This is a genomic window from Aquibacillus sediminis (assembly GCF_005870085.1).
In the GTDB taxonomy this organism is placed as follows: domain Bacteria; phylum Bacillota; class Bacilli; order Bacillales; family Amphibacillaceae; genus Aquibacillus_E; species Aquibacillus_E sediminis.
Genome location: NZ_SZNM01000003.1, coordinates 159,938 through 177,304, shown reverse-complemented (window position 1 = coordinate 177,304; position 17,367 = coordinate 159,938). Strand labels below are relative to the sequence as shown.

The 17,367-nt window shown below is 36.9% G+C and carries 14 protein-coding genes and 1 riboswitch; of the genes, 8 read left to right on the top strand and 6 right to left on the bottom strand.

Features of this window, described 5'->3' with window-relative positions; genetic code table 11:
- The first annotated feature begins 178 nt into the window (after window positions 1–178).
- The 4 genes from FCI53_RS04410 (at window position 179) to FCI53_RS04395 (ending at window position 3,635) form a co-directional block, all read left to right on the top strand.
- A complete protein-coding gene (locus FCI53_RS04410; protein WP_138416225.1) occupies window positions 179–961 on the top strand; it encodes a Cof-type HAD-IIB family hydrolase in 783 nt (260 codons plus the stop codon).
- Between the two features lie 22 nt (window positions 962–983).
- A complete protein-coding gene (locus FCI53_RS04405; protein WP_138416223.1) occupies window positions 984–1,526 on the top strand; it encodes an NADPH-dependent FMN reductase in 543 nt (180 codons plus the stop codon).
- Window positions 1,527–1,807: 281 nt separating this feature from the next.
- Window positions 1,808–2,263 carry a V4R domain-containing protein gene (locus FCI53_RS04400; RefSeq protein WP_138416221.1) on the top strand — a complete coding sequence of 152 codons (456 nt, stop codon included), beginning with the start codon at window positions 1,808–1,810 and terminating at the stop codon, window positions 2,261–2,263.
- 19 nt (window positions 2,264–2,282) lie between these two features.
- Complete coding sequence (locus FCI53_RS04395) at window positions 2,283–3,635, top strand: putative bifunctional diguanylate cyclase/phosphodiesterase (protein ID WP_138416219.1); 1,353 nt, start codon at window positions 2,283–2,285, stop codon at window positions 3,633–3,635.
- A 214-nt stretch (window positions 3,636–3,849) separates the two neighbouring features.
- Here the strand turns inward: FCI53_RS04395 and FCI53_RS04390 are convergent, their stop codons facing one another.
- From FCI53_RS04390 to FCI53_RS04365, 6 genes are all read right to left on the bottom strand, one after another.
- Window positions 3,850–4,167 (bottom strand): hypothetical protein, encoded by a 318-nt coding sequence (locus tag FCI53_RS04390; RefSeq protein ID WP_246050006.1) that lies wholly within the window; start codon window positions 4,165–4,167, stop codon window positions 3,850–3,852.
- 215 nt (window positions 4,168–4,382) lie between these two features.
- Window positions 4,383–4,832, bottom strand: a complete 450-nt coding sequence (locus FCI53_RS04385) for a flavodoxin domain-containing protein (protein WP_138416217.1) — start codon at window positions 4,830–4,832, stop codon at window positions 4,383–4,385.
- 9 nt (window positions 4,833–4,841) lie between these two features.
- Window positions 4,842–5,891 (bottom strand): ribonucleotide-diphosphate reductase subunit beta, encoded by a 1,050-nt coding sequence (locus FCI53_RS04380; protein ID WP_138416215.1) that lies wholly within the window; start codon window positions 5,889–5,891, stop codon window positions 4,842–4,844.
- A 299-nt stretch (window positions 5,892–6,190) separates the two neighbouring features.
- Complete coding sequence (locus tag FCI53_RS04375) at window positions 6,191–8,479, bottom strand: ribonucleoside-diphosphate reductase subunit alpha (RefSeq protein ID WP_138416213.1); 2,289 nt, start codon at window positions 8,477–8,479, stop codon at window positions 6,191–6,193.
- A 209-nt stretch (window positions 8,480–8,688) separates the two neighbouring features.
- Window positions 8,689–8,891, bottom strand: a riboswitch (cobalamin riboswitch).
- A 103-nt stretch (window positions 8,892–8,994) separates the two neighbouring features.
- Entirely contained in the window at window positions 8,995–9,138 is a 144-nt protein-coding gene (locus FCI53_RS04370; RefSeq protein WP_138416211.1) for a sporulation histidine kinase inhibitor Sda, read from the bottom strand.
- A 191-nt stretch (window positions 9,139–9,329) separates the two neighbouring features.
- The gene (locus tag FCI53_RS04365) at window positions 9,330–10,055 is read right to left on the bottom strand and encodes a LytR/AlgR family response regulator transcription factor (RefSeq protein ID WP_138416209.1); all 726 of its coding nucleotides are present in this window, start codon (window positions 10,053–10,055) and stop codon (window positions 9,330–9,332) included.
- Window positions 10,056–10,568: 513 nt separating this feature from the next.
- Between FCI53_RS04365 and chrA the strand changes: the two genes are divergently transcribed.
- From chrA to nirD, 4 genes are all read left to right on the top strand, one after another.
- The gene (gene chrA, locus FCI53_RS04360) at window positions 10,569–11,762 is read left to right on the top strand and encodes a chromate efflux transporter (protein ID WP_138416207.1); all 1,194 of its coding nucleotides are present in this window, start codon (window positions 10,569–10,571) and stop codon (window positions 11,760–11,762) included.
- A gap of 339 nt (window positions 11,763–12,101) precedes the next feature.
- Window positions 12,102–14,165: a cation:proton antiporter domain-containing protein gene (locus FCI53_RS04355; protein ID WP_138416205.1), complete on the top strand. Its 2,064-nt coding sequence runs from the start codon at window positions 12,102–12,104 to the stop codon at window positions 14,163–14,165.
- A gap of 428 nt (window positions 14,166–14,593) precedes the next feature.
- On the top strand, window positions 14,594–17,008 hold the full coding sequence (gene nirB, locus FCI53_RS04350) for a nitrite reductase large subunit NirB (RefSeq protein ID WP_138416203.1): 2,415 nt from the start codon (window positions 14,594–14,596) through the stop codon (window positions 17,006–17,008).
- Window positions 17,009–17,026: 18 nt separating this feature from the next.
- A complete protein-coding gene (nirD, locus tag FCI53_RS04345) occupies window positions 17,027–17,353 on the top strand; it encodes a nitrite reductase small subunit NirD (protein ID WP_138416201.1) in 327 nt (108 codons plus the stop codon).
- Window positions 17,354–17,367: the final 14 nt, after the last annotated feature.

The following is a 17,367-nucleotide window of genomic DNA, read 5'->3' as shown; positions in this document are numbered from 1 at the left end:
CAGATACCTATAGATGAAAAGACGCCTGTTCTTAATAGAGTAGGCGTCTTTTGTTTGTTGGATACGGGCTTTTTGTCCCGCTGGTTTCGTGTACAACAACCTGTTAAAATGACAGTTATGATGATCAAAAGGATTAAAAATATAAAATAAATAGTTAGATGGGGGCAATAGAACAATCATGACAAATAAACATATTATCTTTTTTGATATTGATGGGACACTTCTGGATGAGGAAAAGAAGCTACCAAAAAGTACGAAAGACGCTATTTTTGCATTGAAAGAAAAAGGACATGTGGTGGCGATTGCCACAGGACGTGCACCTTTTATGTATGAAGATCTTCGTAAGGAATTAGAGATCGACACATATATTAGTTATAACGGGCAATATGTTGTCTTAAATGGGGAGGTCATTTATACTAATCCACTACATTCAGACGCTCTAGCCTCTTTGACAGAGGAGGCAGTTTCAAGGGATCATCCAGTTGTGTTCATGGATCATCAAGACATGAGAGCTAATGTTCGAGAACACAAATATATAAAGGAAAGTATCCAAACATTAAAAATCGGCCAATTTCCAACACATGATCCAGAATATAATAAAGGTAGAGCAATGTATCAATCATTGCTATTTTGTACCGAAGGCGAAGAAGTTTTTTATGAGCAAACGTACAAACAATTCGATTTTATCCGCTGGCATCCACTATCTGTTGATGTAATTCCAACGGGTGGGTCAAAAGCGAACGGTATTAAAAAAATTATAGATAAATTAGGGATTCCTAGTCAAAATCAAGCAGCATTTGGTGATTCTTTGAATGACTTGGAGATGTTATCTCAAATTGAAAAAGGTGTAGCAATGGGGAATGGACATGAAAAAGCCAAGCAAGCTGCTAAGTATGTTACAAAATCGGTGGAAGAAGATGGAATCTTGCATGGTTTGCAGATGCTTGAGTTGTTAGATTAAATACTATGAAGGGGGATCATTTGTGAAACTTGTTGGACTTTCCGGTAATTTAGCTGGATGGAAGACAAATGTGGTAGTCCACAAAGTCTTAACAGCAGCAAAGGCAGTCGATAAAGATATAAAAACCGAATTAGTTGATTTAAGAGATTATGAAGTAGAATTTGTTAATGGATCACCGTTAGCTTATTATAATGATGATACATGGGATGTGGTCAACAAGATAACATCTGCTGACTTGCTTGTAATTGGGACACCAATTTATCAAGCATCGATTTCAGGTGCGTTAAAAAATGTACTCGACCATCTTCCAGTTGATGCATTGAAAGGAAAAGTAACAGGTATGGTTGCAACAGCAGGTTCTCATAATCATTTCCTTGTTCCCGAATATCAACTCAAGCCAATCCTTTCCTATCTAAAAGGAATTGTACCTGCAACGAGCGTGTATATTCAGGATGATGCTTTTGATGATGTGAACGAAATTGTTGATGAAAATGTTAGTGAACGAATCCAAAAGTTTGCAGAAGAGCTTGTCTCATTGCAAAAAAGTATTAGTGAGAAGAAATAGGACTTTAGAAGAAAGCTGTTCGAATAGGTGAAAACCTGTTTGAGCAGCTTTATTATTTTAAAGTGTTTTGATTAATGGTATTCCGTATTTGTTAGATGATGCGCATGAACTCATTAAAAGCTCTAAATAGATATGATCGAGAGGAAACTCGCCTTTACTACGAAATTTTTTAAACAAATTTGTTTAAAAATTGATATAGATCAATTTTTTGTTATAAATGATTGATTAAAATGAATGGTACTAAACAGTGCGGTCACATCCGAGATTGGAGGAGAAACATCATGTGTGGATATTCATTTGATAATTTAAAAAATATAAAAAGAGAACAACTTGGGGAATGGGTACCGATGGAACTATATCGGGCGATCCGATTAATTGGAATGTATGAAGGCCTACCAATGAAGGGGAAAGGTACAACTTTCACTGTCGGGAAAAAAATTGGTGAGAAGTTTCCAATAAATACAGTGGAAGAAGCGTTAGCGTTATTTGAAGACATGAAAATAGGGGTACCAACTTTGCTTTCTAAGTCAGACGAAACGATGCGAATTCAAGTGGATGACTGTTTCTGTAAAGGAGTGGAGTCAAAACAGAAGGAAAAAGTGTGTGATTTAGAAGGTGCCATTTTAGCTGGTGCGATGGAAAAAGTGCTAGATAAAAAAGTACACGCTAAAGAAACGAAATGTCACGTGAGTGGTGACGTTCATTGTGAATATGAAGTGACATTTATGGATAAATAAGAAAAGAGGTGAGAAGCAATTGACGCAAATACAAGAACCATATATGGATTCTGTAACTGATGATAAACTATTTAAATATAAATTTCTTGCCTATCATGATGCATTAACGAATTTACCTAATCGTTTATATTTTGATTCTTATCTACAACAACTGATGAACGAGTGTAAGAACGAACAGCAGAAGTTTGCGTTACTATATATCGACCTTGATCGTTTTAAACAAATAAACGATTCTTTAGGGCATAAGTATGGGGATCAAGTCCTGAAAGAAGCAACGAAACGGTTGGGGAGTTGTAAAGAAGAGGCCCACTTTTTGGCGAGAGTTGGTGGGGATGAATTTATTTGTATTGTTCCAAAAGTTGGGACGCGGTCAGAAGCAGAAGAGATTGCTTCTGCATTTATCGACGCGCTAGCGAAGCCTTTTTGCTTGAATGAAATAGAATGCTACTTATCGGCGAGTATTGGAATAAGCTTTTACCCGTTTGATGGTGATGATGCAGATATGCTCGTCACTTATGCCGACTCAGCGATGTATCGCGCTAAAAATCAAGGAAAAGGATGTTATCAGTTAGCAAATGTAGAAAAGAATGCAGGAGCCTACGAGACACTTATGTTTGAGCAGGAGCTTCGCAAAGCAGTTAAACAAGAAGATTTCTTACTACATTATCAGCCTAAAGTTGATGTGCTGAAACAAAAAGTAGTTGGTTTTGAAGCATTAATACGTTGGGAGCACCAGCAATTTGGTATGATTTCACCGCAACATTTTATTCCGATAGCAGAGGAAACCGGATTAATTATCCCGATTGGAACTTGGGTGTTAAAAGAAGCGTGTAGGCAACATATGGAATGGCGACATGCATATCAACAGGATTTTTCTGTTGCTGTTAATATTTCGAGCAATCAATTTTTAGAAAAAGATTTTGTTGATCAAGTGTTTAAGATTTTAGCTGAAATAGGGATGCCGCCGAATTTGCTAGAGTTAGAGATTACAGAATCAATCTTGATCCAACATTCTGAATTGATCATACAGAAAATTAATCAGCTTCGAACACATGGCATTCAAATTTCAATGGATGATTTTGGAACAGGCTTTTCGTCACTGAATTATTTAAAAAAGCTTCCTGTCGATACACTTAAGATTGATCGTTCCTTTATTCAAGATTTAGAAACTAGTGAACATAGCTCGGCCATTGTGAAGGCGATTACTATGCTGGCACAATATTTAAATATCAATGTCGTTGCTGAAGGGGTGGAAACAATCGGGCAATTAGAAAAATTAAAAGAGCCAAAATGTAATCAAATTCAAGGGTATTATTATAGTAAGCCGTTGATCGCAACGGAAGCGCTGAGATGGCTCCAAACATTTAAGTGATGATTAGCTTTTTGGTTTGTCATTTAGATAAAAAATAGAAGATTTCAGTAGTTTACTATTTAAGAGATAGTTAGATGTCTAGGGAAGCAGGAGGAATGGACTAAAAATTAGCTAGAACCAGTTAAATTGAGTGTAGTTAAATAGGAGTGATTTCATTCTAATGACGATTTTTTAAGATATTTGCGTTACAATTAACCTGCTTCATCAGGATTGTTTAATCTTTTAATTTAGACATAATATTGTTAAGTTCTGTATCATGTTTGCCTGCTTTGGAACTGAGATATTCAATGTCAACTTTTGTACTTTTTATTTCACTCGAAACAATTTCAAAAACATTGTATTGGTCGTTTATCTTATCGTTTGTATATTTAAAATTACTTCGCACTTCTAGTGATAAGTTGTCGACCTTTGATTCTAATCGCTCTTGTCCTTGTTTTATGCCAGACACGTCATCCTTTAAACCAGATACATCATTCTTTACCCCAGACACGTCATCTTTCAAGCCAGACACATCATTCTTTAAACTAGACACGTCTTTCTTTAATCCAGATACATCTTCAGTTCAAGTAGACATGTTCTGTTTTAAACCTTTTATTTCATCAAGAATCTGTTGTAATGCTTCTTTCATAGTAGTCACCTCCAATCAAATATTTACTATATTATATCACATGCTCATTATTATATTTAGGAATAAAAAGTTAACAAATAAATGGAAAACGACTCGAAAACATCGAGTCGTTTTTGGGATCAGTTGACTTTTGCTTTTTGCACTCGCTTCATAAGTGATTTATAAAATTTCTCGCATTTGGATAAATCACTACTTTGTGGCATGAGTTCGACTTTCAATGTCACTGCTAAGTTGGTATGGGCATAAAGCATGTCACGGAATTCATCAACTGCGCCGCAAAAGTGTGGGTAAAAGCGGTCCCCGGTACCAAATACACCTGTGATTAGATGGTCAACATTTTGCATTTCAAATGCCTCATATAAACCTTCCATTTCTTTGGGAAGATCACCATTTCCCCAAGAATAAGTACCAACAATTACTAAATCATATGTAGATAATTGTTGAATTGGAAAATCGTGAACAGTATAGATATCGATCGCTTGGTTGTTTGTTTTAAAGAATAAAGCAATGATATGCACTAATTGTTCGGTGTTTCCAGTAACAGACGTATAGATGATTGCCATTTTCATATTGTACACCTATAGTTCATCAAAGCCATTGGATTCGGAAACTTTGGTATATGTTCTTGATTTCTGTTCAAAGAAATCTGATTTCGTTTCATTGATCATCTCATCACTGAAAACATGAATCCAAGGCATTGGATTTTCTTGCCTATCATAGTTATTTTTTAATCCTAATTGCCGTAAGCGCTTATTAGCTAGATATTCAACATATGATTCAAATTCAGTTAAATCAATACCATCAATTTCTTTTAGGATGTAGTTGGCCCATTGTTTTTCAAGTTGTACTGCTTTGTCTATCGTTTGATAAATATAGTCGATATTCTTTTCTGTGTTTAATTCCGGGTTCTCTGTTAATAATATTCGTACAAATTGTGAGATAAAATACGCATGTTGCATCTCATCTCGTTGGATATAACTAATCATCGTACTCGTTTTTAGCATTTTTTGCTGTCGAGCAAGATTGTAAAAGAAAGCAAATCCAGCATAAAAATAAATGCCTTCTAAGTTAATTGAATTAATCGCTAATTCAAATAAATGCTGTGGAGTAGGGTTGGAACGAAATTTCTCATAACTATCCAAAATTAGTTGATTTCGTTTTTGTACGATTGGATCGTCTTTCGCCTGATCAAATCTAGCATTTTGCTCTCTTAAAGGAACAAGAGAGCTTAAAATATAAGAGTAGGATTCATTATGGACTGCTTCTTGCTGAGAAATAACAGCAAAAATAGCCTTAAAACTAGAATCTGTCACATAATCCATGACTTGGCTCATCGTAGGTGTTTGTAAACTATCTAAGGATGCTAACTGTGTATTGATGCGTAAGAAAACATCTTTTTCAACCTCTGATAAGAAATCCCATTGTTTAATATCATCTTGCATATTAATTTCTTGAGCTTTCCAAAAATTTGATAGTAATGTTTGGTATAAATCATACATTTGTGGATAGGCAATATCATTCCAATTTAATAAACCTGAGGACTTGCCGTTTATAACAGCCGTTGATTTATTCGGATGTTCAGGATTTAATAGATTTATTTTAGATAATGTTGCTTGTGGTTCACTCATATTAATCAGACCTCCAGTAAAATGATAAAAGGTGAAGTTATTTCAAAAAAATGTTTTTAATATATAAAAAGTAAAATCAGTAAACGAAACGTGCCCCGTATCAGCATCAAAGTGTGAAACCGGTAAACGAAAAGGAACGAAACGTGCCCTGGATCAGTAACAAAGTGTGTAACCAGTAAACGAAAAGGAGCAAAACGTGTACCGGTTCTGCTCCAAAGTAGAAAACTAGTACACGTTTTTACGTATATAAAAAATGCACACTCAAAAACCATAAACCATACGACAGAAGAGCCTATATTTTAACTATGGCACGCTTCACAGTCATCAATTTCTGCCTGAGAAGTACTTCGAACATAGTAAGTAGTTTTTAAACGTTGTTTCCATGCTGCTATGTGCAGTTGCAATAAGTCTTTTGCTTTAATGTCATGACGTACATAAAAATTGAAGCTGACTGCTTGATCGATATGACGTTGTCTGGCAGCATTTTGTTTAATGCTCCAATGTTGGTCAAGTTCATGCCTTGCTTTTCTATAATAATTGTACGTACGATGGTCTAAATCAGGTGCCGTTACTTTAAACTTAAAGTTCTTTTTCTCTTCAGCGTATTCCACCGCATAAAGTGGGTCAATTCCATCTGTTGAAGCTCCGATTTTGGCGGTGGATGAATTTGGTGCAACCGCCATTAACCAGCCATTTCGAATTCCGTTTTGCTGGACTTGCTCTTGTAATGCTGTCCATCGTTTAGAAGTATAGTCTCTTCGTTTGAAATAGTCGCCACTTTCCCATTCAGATCCCAAAAACTGTTGATAGGTGCCCTTTTCCTTGGCTAATTCCATCGAAGCGTGGATCGCATGGTAGGCGATAGTATCATATAATTGATCAGCATAGCTGACAGAATTATCCGACTCCCAATCGATTCCTTCTAATGCTAATAGGTGGTGCCATCCGAATGTTCCCAAACCAACTGCTCGATACTTTTGGTTGGTCACTTGTGCCTGTCCAATTGGAATGGTATTGATGTCAATCACATTGTCGAGCATCCTAACTTGAATGCGAACCAGTCTTGGGATCACATCCGCTTTCACGGCACGTGGCAAATTAATCGATGATAAATTACAAACAACAAAGTCGCCAGGTTTGCGGACCATAACTAGATTACCATCTTCATCTAGATATTCTGTTTGGATCGTTGTAGGGGACATGTTTTGAGCAATCTCCGTACATAAATTACTACAATAAATCGAAGTCAATCCAGGTTCTTTGACATGTTTGTTAGGGTTTTGCCGGTTTACTTCATCGCGATAAAACATATATGGTGTTCCTGTTTCTAATTGAGCAACCATGATTCTAGCCATAATGTCCATCGCTCTATAGGTTTTACGTGGTAGAAGCGGATGCTGAGCAGCTTCCAGATATTTTTCTGTAAAGTACTTTTCATTTTCCTCATCGTAAAAATCTTCAAGTCCTAATGCGTTTCCGTCTTTGTCTTTCCACCCCATTATTTGTTTTACTTGGTGTGGACAAAATGTATGCCATTCGCCGATACTTCGTCCATTCTCATCAACTTCTTGCAACTTTTGCATGAATAAATCGGGAATCGCAACACCGGTAAAAATATCGTGTGCTTTACGACGTTCGTCCCCATTATTTGTTTTCAAGTCTAAAAATCCGTTCATTATATCTTTGTGGAATACATCTAAATAAATCGCTACCGCCCCTTGACGTTGGCCAAGCTGGTCAACACTAACGGCAGTATCGTTAATGAGCTTAATCCAAGGGACAATACCAGACGAGTTTCCTTTGAATTTTTTGATGTCGGATCCTAGGGCACGAACCTTTCCATAGTAAATACCGATTCCGCCACCATCTTTACTTAATCTTGCAATATCCCAATTGTTTAAATAGATACCATCCAAAGAATCATCAACCGTATCAATAAAACAAGAGGAAAGCTGACCAAAGCTTTTTCCTGCATTGGCAAGCGTCGGGGTAGCGACTGTCATGTATAGATTGCTTAATGCCCAGTAAGCTTCTTTTACTAACTCTATTCGTTTGCTTTTCTCTTCCTGTTGCATGAGTGTCATCGCTATAATCATGAATCGTTCTTGTGGTAGTTCGTAAATTTGCTGATCATGGTCTTTTGCTAAGTAACGATCAGCAAGTAAAAATAAACCAATATAATTAAATAATTGATCACGTTCAGGTTTGATTTCCTTACCAAGCATTTCTATCTCGTTTTGATCATATGTATCTAATAGGTTACTAGAATAGATTCCTTTATCGGTTAATATGGATAAAAGCTGGTAAAAATCACCATACTTTAAAGATGGGTTGTATTCTCTATTGGTAGCTGCTTGTTGATAGAGTTCTTGTAGATAAAATTGAGCAGCTAGGAATGTCCAGTTTGGTTGATCCATTGAAATATGGTGTAGAGCATAAAATAATGCTTCCTTACTAGGATCTGCTTTGCCTTGATGTTGTTGTTGCAGTTTATTTTTTAAATCAGAAGAATCGATATTGAATTGCTGGGATACAGTATCAATTATTGAGATAACTTGTTCAAGCTCAGATTGGATGGTGGTTGACATGATTATTCCTCCTCTAAATAGAAACGTAAGAATGGTAGACCTCATCTAACTTATTGCATAAAAAAAGCTGCTCAAGGATTTGAGCAGCAAAACGATAACATGAAAAAAGAAAGGACATAGACAATATACTTGTCCAATTAGATTTCAAAGCCATCGTTTCATCTTCCCAATCCCCGAGAAATTTGAAACTTAAGTAGTTAACTAAAAGTAACTACTCCAAAGTAAAGACAGGTCTCCTGACTTGTGGTGTCACCTACTTCGAGCCCTTCCCGTATAAACTGGCAATAGTGTTTTACCATGGGATCATACAGTGGATTTGCTCGGTTCGTACCACTTACAGTTGCGGGGGCAGTACTGGATTTGCACCAGTTTCCCTATTAAGCCGTTTGGCATCTTTACCTTTAGCGTACAATATATAGTTGTTTCGGTGTAAATTTTATCAATATATAGATTTGAGTCTGGTACCATCTTATCCTATCAGTGATAGATTTTCAATATATAACTATATAATTTGGTTATATGGAGAATAGATTGTATTTTGTTTGCAATCCTCGTCGATTAATTTCCTCTTTTAGAAGAACAATAAAATCCTCATCCAACTGCAATTGTTGAGCTTTACTATAAGCCTCAATCAAAAGTTCATTTGACAATGAATCCAAAATTAACCTCCTAATAAAAAATAAATACTACTATAGAAATTATTTAACCGTGATTGGAATGGATAAACATAGTCACTAGTTAAAGCAATGATAGTGATAGATTTACGACCATCAGCAGAGGATAAAGGAAAATCCTAATTGATGGAAGTGATGCTTTATAATCGATACCAACCTTGTATTTCATCAAAGCTTCATTTGAAAATATGCATTTGTTGCTTAATATTGTTCAATTGTGTTTTTGAAATGAAGGCTGGTCGATCATACTGTTGAAAATATGCTAGGAATGTGTGACCAGATGGCTCAATACGTGATAAATTACTAAGATTAATGATATACGATCGATGGGAACGGTAAAAATCATCATCAAGAATATCCAAATAATACGTTAGTGTTTCTTGTGTTTCATAAATTTGATTTGTTGAATGAATAAACACTTTATGTTTTGTCTTTTCGAGAAATAATATTTCTTCTTTTGGTATATAGTGATGAATAGCGCCTTGGCGAATATATAGTCTCTTGGAGTGGTCTCGTTGGTGCGAATTTTGAGATTGAATGCAATGTTTTGCTTGATGTATGGCGCGAAATAATCGTTCGTTTTTATATGGTTTTACAATATAATCGATCGCATCGATAGAAAAAGCTTGTACAGCATATTCGGTAGAAACGGTTACAAAAATCACTTTCAAACTTGGATGAAAGGAAAGACATTTATTAACGGTTGATAGTACATCTTTACTAGAGATGTTTGTATCGACAATTAGTAGATCTGGTTGGTAAAGAGTGGTTTGTTTCACTAATTCTTCTTCCTCTTGTACTTGGCCAATCACTGTCATCTCGAGATAGCTTTCAGCGTCTTTGATAAGACGACCTATGGAATAAGGGTGTCTCTCTGCAACAATAACGGATAATTGTCCCATCTGTATCCCCACTTTCACAAAACACTGTTTTCTAGTTTAACATAGATTTTATCTATTCTTGAATGGTGATAGGACAGTTTCAGCCAGTAAATTACACTGAACATGCAGTCAAGTAGTGAAAACAAAGACAAAAAATGACTTTTACAGTGAATTTGCAACATTTTTTGAAGTTGTACGTATAATCTGAAATTTCTTAAAATCTATGATTTAAATTATATACAAAAGAACAAATGTTTGCAACTGTTTTTGGAGGAGGATAGTGTGAACAGATTCATTGTCACGGTGATGATAACAGCCACAGCCATCATTAGTTTACAAAATCTTTACATGTTAAATCTCTAAATTTCGTTGTACATATAAGTAAATTATTATACATTAATATATGGAGACAGGGAGGAGATATTTACACAGGAAAAGAATAGTCTCTTCGTCTCCATAAGTTGTACATACAAGGATTGGTCAGCCGTGTAATACTATATCTTATCCTACAATTTTTTTTAAAAGGGGGATTATATGAAACCGAATCCGACCAAAAGCAGGTTTCGAACACTTATGGAAATCTTAGGTGTATCAACAAAGTTGGGGCTAACATCATTTGGTGGTCCTGTTGCCCACCTTGCTTATTTTAAAGATGAATACATTGATCGACGTAAATGGTTGGATGACAAAATGTATGCAGATATTATAGCACTTTGTCAATTTTTACCAGGTCCAGCCAGTAGCCAGGTTGGAATATCCATTGGGATGCTACGTGGCGGATTGCTTGGAGGACTAATGTCGTGGTTTGGTTTTACAGTACCATCAATTATTGTACTTGTTGTTTTTGCGATGTTGTATCAAACTTTCACATTGGATGAAGCAGGATTTATTCATAGTTTAAAAATAGTAGCAGCAGCTGTTGTCCTTCACGCGTTAATTGGACTGGGGAAGAAATTGACTCCAGATAAAACACGTCTTGCGATAGCGGTAGTAGCTGCAATGGTCATGTTAATCTATCCGTCTGCATGGATGCAAATTGTCGTTATATTGACTGCAGGTTTACTAGGCTTAAAACTATTTAGTGAAAAGGCGGAATCAAAGGTCCAGCCATTTTCGGTTTCTATTACTAAACGTGCCGGGATGATGTCACTGGGTACCTTAATAACCCTATTAATCGTGTTACCCATTTTAACGCGAATGACAGATGATCCGTTACTAAGTATGTTTGATACGTTTTTTCGTGTTGGTTCATTAGTGTTTGGCGGGGGACATGTTGTGTTACCAATGATCGAACGCGAAGTTGTACCAACAGGTTGGTTATCTCCGGATGAATTTTTAGCTGGTTATGGGATGGCTCAAGCGGTACCAGGACCGTTATTTACATTCTCCAGTTATTTGGGAACGATGATCGATGGGCTCATAGGTGCAGTTGTCGCCACAGTAGGAATCTTTTTGCCATCGTTCTTACTTATTATAGCGGCGTTACCATTCTTGAATGAATTGCGCAACCGGGCATCTTTTCAAGGTATTTTAATGGGGGTTAATGCTAGTGTAGTGGGTATCTTATTAGCAGCCTTTTACGATCCAGTTTTAATTAGTTCGATATTTGACGCTTCCGATTTCGCATTAGCTGTTATTTTATTTGCATTGTTAAATGTTTGGAAACTACCAGCGTGGATGATTGTGTTGATAGGTGTTGCTGGTGGGTATGTGTTCCAGTTCATTTAGTATGACGGTTCCATTCTAGGAGAGAAAAGTTATATTAGGAATGCAGAGCGCAACGCGTTTTGTATTCCTTTTTTATCCGATAAGATGGTGAGTTAATGTGTCTGTCAGTTTTTTTCGGTTCATCAACGGGGACAAGTGCCCTGTCCCTATGTCCCACTTTCACCATAGTGACTGGGTATTTCACCTATGTTGAGTCACGATTCAACCGGAAAATAAATAATGATAAATAATTATTGGCAACTAATAAAAAATATAGTATATTAATCATTCGTAATCGTAATAAAACGACCATGTCAATAGTTATAAATAAAAGTCATGATGGATTGTGAGGGATTGCTTTTGAATATACCATTACAGGAACCAGTCGTTATTTTTGGTTTAGCTGTGTTAATTTTCTTATTTTTTCCTATATTAATGGGAAAATTACGTATACCTGCTATTATAGGTCCAATTGTTGCTGGAATTATTGTTGGTCCAAATGGGTTGAATTTATTAGCTAGAGATACAACGATTGAGTTACTCGGTACTGTAGGTTTACTATTTATTATTTTTATTGCAGGATTAGAGTTAGATATAGATGGTTTTAAGAAATATCGACAACGTAGTATTTACTTTGGATTACTTTCATTTATTATCCCAGCGGCGTTAGGTACGTTCGTTGGTATTTATTTAGATTTCAGTGTAGAAGCTTCGATATTGTTAGGGTCAATTGTTGGGTCACATACGTTACTAGGATACCCGATTGTGAGCCGAATGGGATTGGCGAAAAATAAGGCTGTGACGACCGTTATTGGTGGAACGCTTATAACGGATACATTAGCAATACTTGTCTTAGCGGTCATTACGGGAACAACAGAAGGTGAGTTATCAATTGGTTTTTGGTTAAATTTAATCATTGCCACTGCTTTATTTACCGTTGCTGTACTTATACTTACCCCGACAATTTCCAGGTGGTTTTTTAGAAATTCAAGCAATGATGCAGCGACAGAGTTTAACTTTGTGATGGTGATTTTGTTTGTCGCTGGAAGTGTTGCATTATTTGCTGGATTACAACCGATCATCGGTGCGTTTTTAGCAGGTTTAGCATTAAATCGCTATATTTATGATCATGGTCCACTTATGAATCGGATCCGATTTACTGCGAATGCATTGTTTATCCCTTTTTTCTTATTATCTGTCGGTATGCTGATGGATTTAAGTCTGTTAATATCCAATCCTGAAGCATGGGTTGTAACAGGATTAATATTATTCGCAGTTGTTGCCGGTAAAGGGATAGCTGGCTTTATCACTAGTAAGATATATGGATATACAGTAGATGAAAGAAAACTAATATTTGGTTTATCGATCTCGCAGGCAGCTGCAACGTTAGCATCTACTTTAGTTGGTTTTCAAATCGGTTTATTAAATCAGCAAACAATAAACGCGGTAATTGTCATGATCTTGCTTACTTGTATTTTAGGTCCATATTTCTCTGAAAAATATGCACGAAAACTTTCTACCTTTCAAGATGCGGAACCTCAAAAAGAAGGGCTACCTGAACGGATTCTCATTCCATTGGCAAATCCAGATACGATGGAATCATTAATGGATTTAGGTTTTATTTTGAAAAAAGCTAAAAATACCGAAGAGCCTCTGTACCCGTTAAGTGTTGTACAGCGGGATTTAAAGCAAGCTAATTCTGAAGTAGCACAGGCGGAAAGAATGCTTGGACATGCGGTTATGTATGCCTCAGGTGCAGATGTTCCTGTTAAATTGCTTACAAGAGTTGATCGTAATATTGGCATGGGAATAGAACGTGCTGTTACAGAAGAAAGAATAACTACCATTATTGCTGGTTGGAATGGTGAACATGAAGGAAGTAGGAAAATATTTGGAAATATAATCGATAACTTCTTGGAGCACACCTATCAACGTTCCCTTATTGCAAAAATGAGGCATCCGTTGAATACAACAGAACGTATTCTTTTAATCATTCCGAACAATGTAGCATTTAAACCAGGATTTGAGGATTCGATGCGAATTGTGAAAGATATATCGTTACAGTTAAATGCACCAATTAAATCTTATATTGTAAATGATAATCAAGAAACGTATGAAAATATTTCGAAATATGTTCGTCCAAAAGTTCCGATCGAATTTCATTCAACCGACAATTGGGACACGTTGTATGAGAAAGATCTAAAAGGCGTTAAATCAAATGATCTTGTTATTTTAATTAGTGCCCGTAGAGGAACTGTCGCTTGGCATCCAGAACTTGATATCTTGCCGAAAAAATTGGTCGATTTAAACCGCGGAAGTTTGCTTCTATTCTATCCAACTGAAATGATGGAGGCTGATTTACGAGGTGCTAGAGGTACAAAAATTCCAAAAGAAATGCTATTACGAAATGATTATGATGATTGATGGTAAAAATAAAGGCCGTTCAGAAGTTATACTTTTGAACGGCCTTTCTAGTTGTATAGGAATTGATAAAATGGGTGGCGGTGGATAGTCGTGTCCGCATATTTACCATGTCCGCTAAGAGCCCAATGATTAGCGAAACTTCCCACTTACGTCTATAGTCAAATATTGAAGTGAGCAGTTGATAGTACGATAGAACTATTTTTCTTCCTTTTGTTGTTAGACAAAATAACACTAGTTGTATCCGTTTCCAATCCGTTTCAGCGTTGCTTTTTCATTTAAAAACGCAATACCAATTAAAGCGTTTGCATTTAGACGATTAAGCGGAGGGGTTTGTAAGATTATCTGACAACCTCGTTGAATAACTAATCGTATACCCAGTACACTAACTCTAGATTGAATTTTCAGAAAAAGGGTTGGTGGATGATTACATGTCGAAACAAAAACTTGTACTAATTGGAAATGGAATGGCTGGTATTCGAACAATTGAAGAAATCTTGAAACTAAAACCGAATGAATTTGACATTGTTGTGTTTGGTAGTGAACCGTATCCGAACTATAATAGGATTCAATTATCTAAGGTGTTGCAAGGGGACACAGAGCTTAGCGATATCACTTTAAATGAGTGGCACTGGTATGAGGAGAACAATATTCGATTATACCCTGGTGAAACGGTGACCAACATTGACAAAGAAAAACAAATCGTTGTTACTGATAAGGATCGAAAAGAAGCGTATGATTACTTGATTATCGCAACAGGCTCCAATCCATTCATGTTACCTTTACCAGGTGCGGATAAAGAAGGGGTAACGGCTTTCCGTGACATTAAAGACTGTGAAACAATGATAGACTATTCGAAAAAATATCAACGGGCAGCAGTCATTGGTGGTGGATTACTAGGTCTTGAAGCAGCACGTGGGCTTTTAAACTTAGGAATGGAAGTCGATGTCATTCATATCTCGGATTACCTGATGGAACGTCAATTGGACCGAGATGCAGGTGAACTACTTCAAAAAGAATTAGAACAACAAGGCATGAATTTCTTATTAAATAAACAAACAACAGACATCACCGGGAAAAAGCGCGTAACGGGTCTTAAGTTTAGCGATGGTGGTAGGATTTCTGCAGACTTAGTTGTTATGGCGGTTGGGATTAGACCGAATGTTTCCTTGGCGTTAGAATCTGGCATTGGTGTTAATAAAGGTATTGTCGTGAACGATCATATGGAAACCGATGTCGCGAACATTTATGCGGTAGGGGAATGTGCCGAGCACGATCAGATGGTATATGGCCTAGTTGCCCCACTGTATGAACAAGGTAAGGCATTGGCGAAGCATATTTGTAACAAAGAAGATGAAGGGTACAAAGGGTCGGTCCTATCCACGCAGTTAAAAGTATCTGGTGTTGATGTGTTCTCGACAGGGATGATTAATGAGCAGAGTAATACAAAAGCAATCAAAATGTACGATGATTGGAATGGAACGTATAAAAAAGTGATTGTCGATCAAGGAAAAATTTCAGGTGCAGTCTTATTTGGAGACACGAAAGAAGGTACACGACTATTAAGTATGATTAAAAAGGGCGCCGACGTCGAAGAGTACTTAGAAGCTGGTGAACGTGAGGAGTCAGGCTCGGACCTTGTGGCCAGTATGCCTGATGACGAATTGATTTGTGGGTGTAATGGGGTTGATAAAGGCACCATTGTAGAAGCCATTAACTCCCAGGGGTTAACAAGTGTGGAACAGGTTAAAGGGTGTACGAATGCCTCACGTTCTTGTGGGACTTGTAAGTCGCTTGTGTCAGACCTATTGGAGTACACGCTTGGTGACGATTATAATGCCGATCAGAAAGAGTCGATCTGTGGTTGTACCGATTTATCCAAGGATGAAGTCATTGCTGAAATTGAGGAAAAGGGCATGCGTACCACCCGCGAAGTCATGAACGTACTTGGTTGGAAAAATGAAGAAGGTTGTTCAAAGTGTAAACCAGCATTGAACTATTACATGGGAATGCTTAAACCGAAAGAATATCATGATGAAAAAGAGTCACGTTTTGTTAATGAAAGAATGCACGCCAATATACAAAAAGATGGAACCTTTGGGGTTGTACCTAGAATGTATGGTGGGGTAACCAATGCCGAGGACTTACGTAAAATTGCTGATGCAGCGGAAAAATACGATGTTGGTATGATAAAAATAACTGGTGGACAACGGATTAACTTATTAGGTGTTAATAAAGAGGACTTACCTGATATTTGGGCAGATCTTGATATGCCATCAGGTCATGCGTATGCGAAAGGGCTTCGAACAGTTAAGACATGTGTTGGCTCAGAGTTTTGTCGTTTTGGTACACAAGATTCCACTGGCCTTGGAATTCGTCTAGAGCAAAAATTCGAAGGGCTATATGGGCCACATAAATTTAAAATGAGTGTATCAGCATGTCCAAGAAACTGTGCGGAAGGTGGTATTAAAGACGTAGGAATTGTTGGTTTAGAAGGTGTTTGGGAAATTTATGTTGGTGGTAATGGTGGTACCGAGCTAAGAGAGGCTGATCTGTTAGTCAAGGTAAAAACAGAGGATGAAGTAATGGAATGGGTCGGTGCTTATTTACAATATTACCGTGAAACAGCCAATTACTTAGAACGAACATCAAAATGGGTCGATCGTTTTGGCATTGACCATGTCAAAGAAGTATTAGATGACAAACAGAAGCGAGATGAATTCAATGCACGCATGGATGAAGCATTATCTGTGATTCAAGAACCATGGAGTGAAGCAATTCATAACGAAACAACACTAAAAGAATTATTTGAAAAAGTAAATGTACCAACAACAACATCTAAATAAGGACGTGGGGGGATAAACATGGATAAAACATTACGAAAAGTATACGTTGGCAACTATTCAGATCTACCAGAAAGATTAGGAAAAACCATTGTGATTGATGAACAAGAGGTAGCTGTCTTTAAATTAGCAAATGGAGATGTACGCGCGATTGAAAATCGATGTCCACATAAAGGTGGTGTGCTTGCAGAAGGATTGGTTAGTGGGGAGCACGTTTTTTGTCCAATGCATGATTGGAAAATTAGTGTTGTCGATGGGCAAGCGCAAGCTCCAGATGAGGGGTGCGTACAGACCTATCAAGTTGAAGTGACAAATGAAGAGAAGGTTTATATATTGATTTCAGAATAATCAAACGGATGGGG

Bases quoted from the DNA above. Each gene is read 5' to 3' on its own strand.
- FCI53_RS04410 (WP_138416225.1), top strand. From the start codon at position 179: ATGACAAATAAACATATTATCTTTTTTGATATTGATGGGACACTTCTG.
- FCI53_RS04400 (WP_138416221.1), top strand. From the start codon at position 1,808: ATGTGTGGATATTCATTTGATAATTTAAAAAATATAAAAAGAGAACAA.
- FCI53_RS04385 (WP_138416217.1), bottom strand. From the start codon at position 4,832: ATGAAAATGGCAATCATCTATACGTCTGTTACTGGAAACACCGAACAA.
- FCI53_RS04380 (WP_138416215.1), bottom strand. From the start codon at position 5,891: ATGAGTGAACCACAAGCAACATTATCTAAAATAAATCTATTAAATCCT.
- FCI53_RS04375 (WP_138416213.1), bottom strand. From the start codon at position 8,479: ATGTCAACCACCATCCAATCTGAGCTTGAACAAGTTATCTCAATAATT.
- FCI53_RS04365 (WP_138416209.1), bottom strand. From the start codon at position 10,055: ATGGGACAATTATCCGTTATTGTTGCAGAGAGACACCCTTATTCCATA.
- chrA (WP_138416207.1), top strand. From the start codon at position 10,569: ATGAAACCGAATCCGACCAAAAGCAGGTTTCGAACACTTATGGAAATC.
- nirB (WP_138416203.1), top strand. From the start codon at position 14,594: ATGTCGAAACAAAAACTTGTACTAATTGGAAATGGAATGGCTGGTATT.
- nirD (WP_138416201.1), top strand. From the start codon at position 17,027: ATGGATAAAACATTACGAAAAGTATACGTTGGCAACTATTCAGATCTA.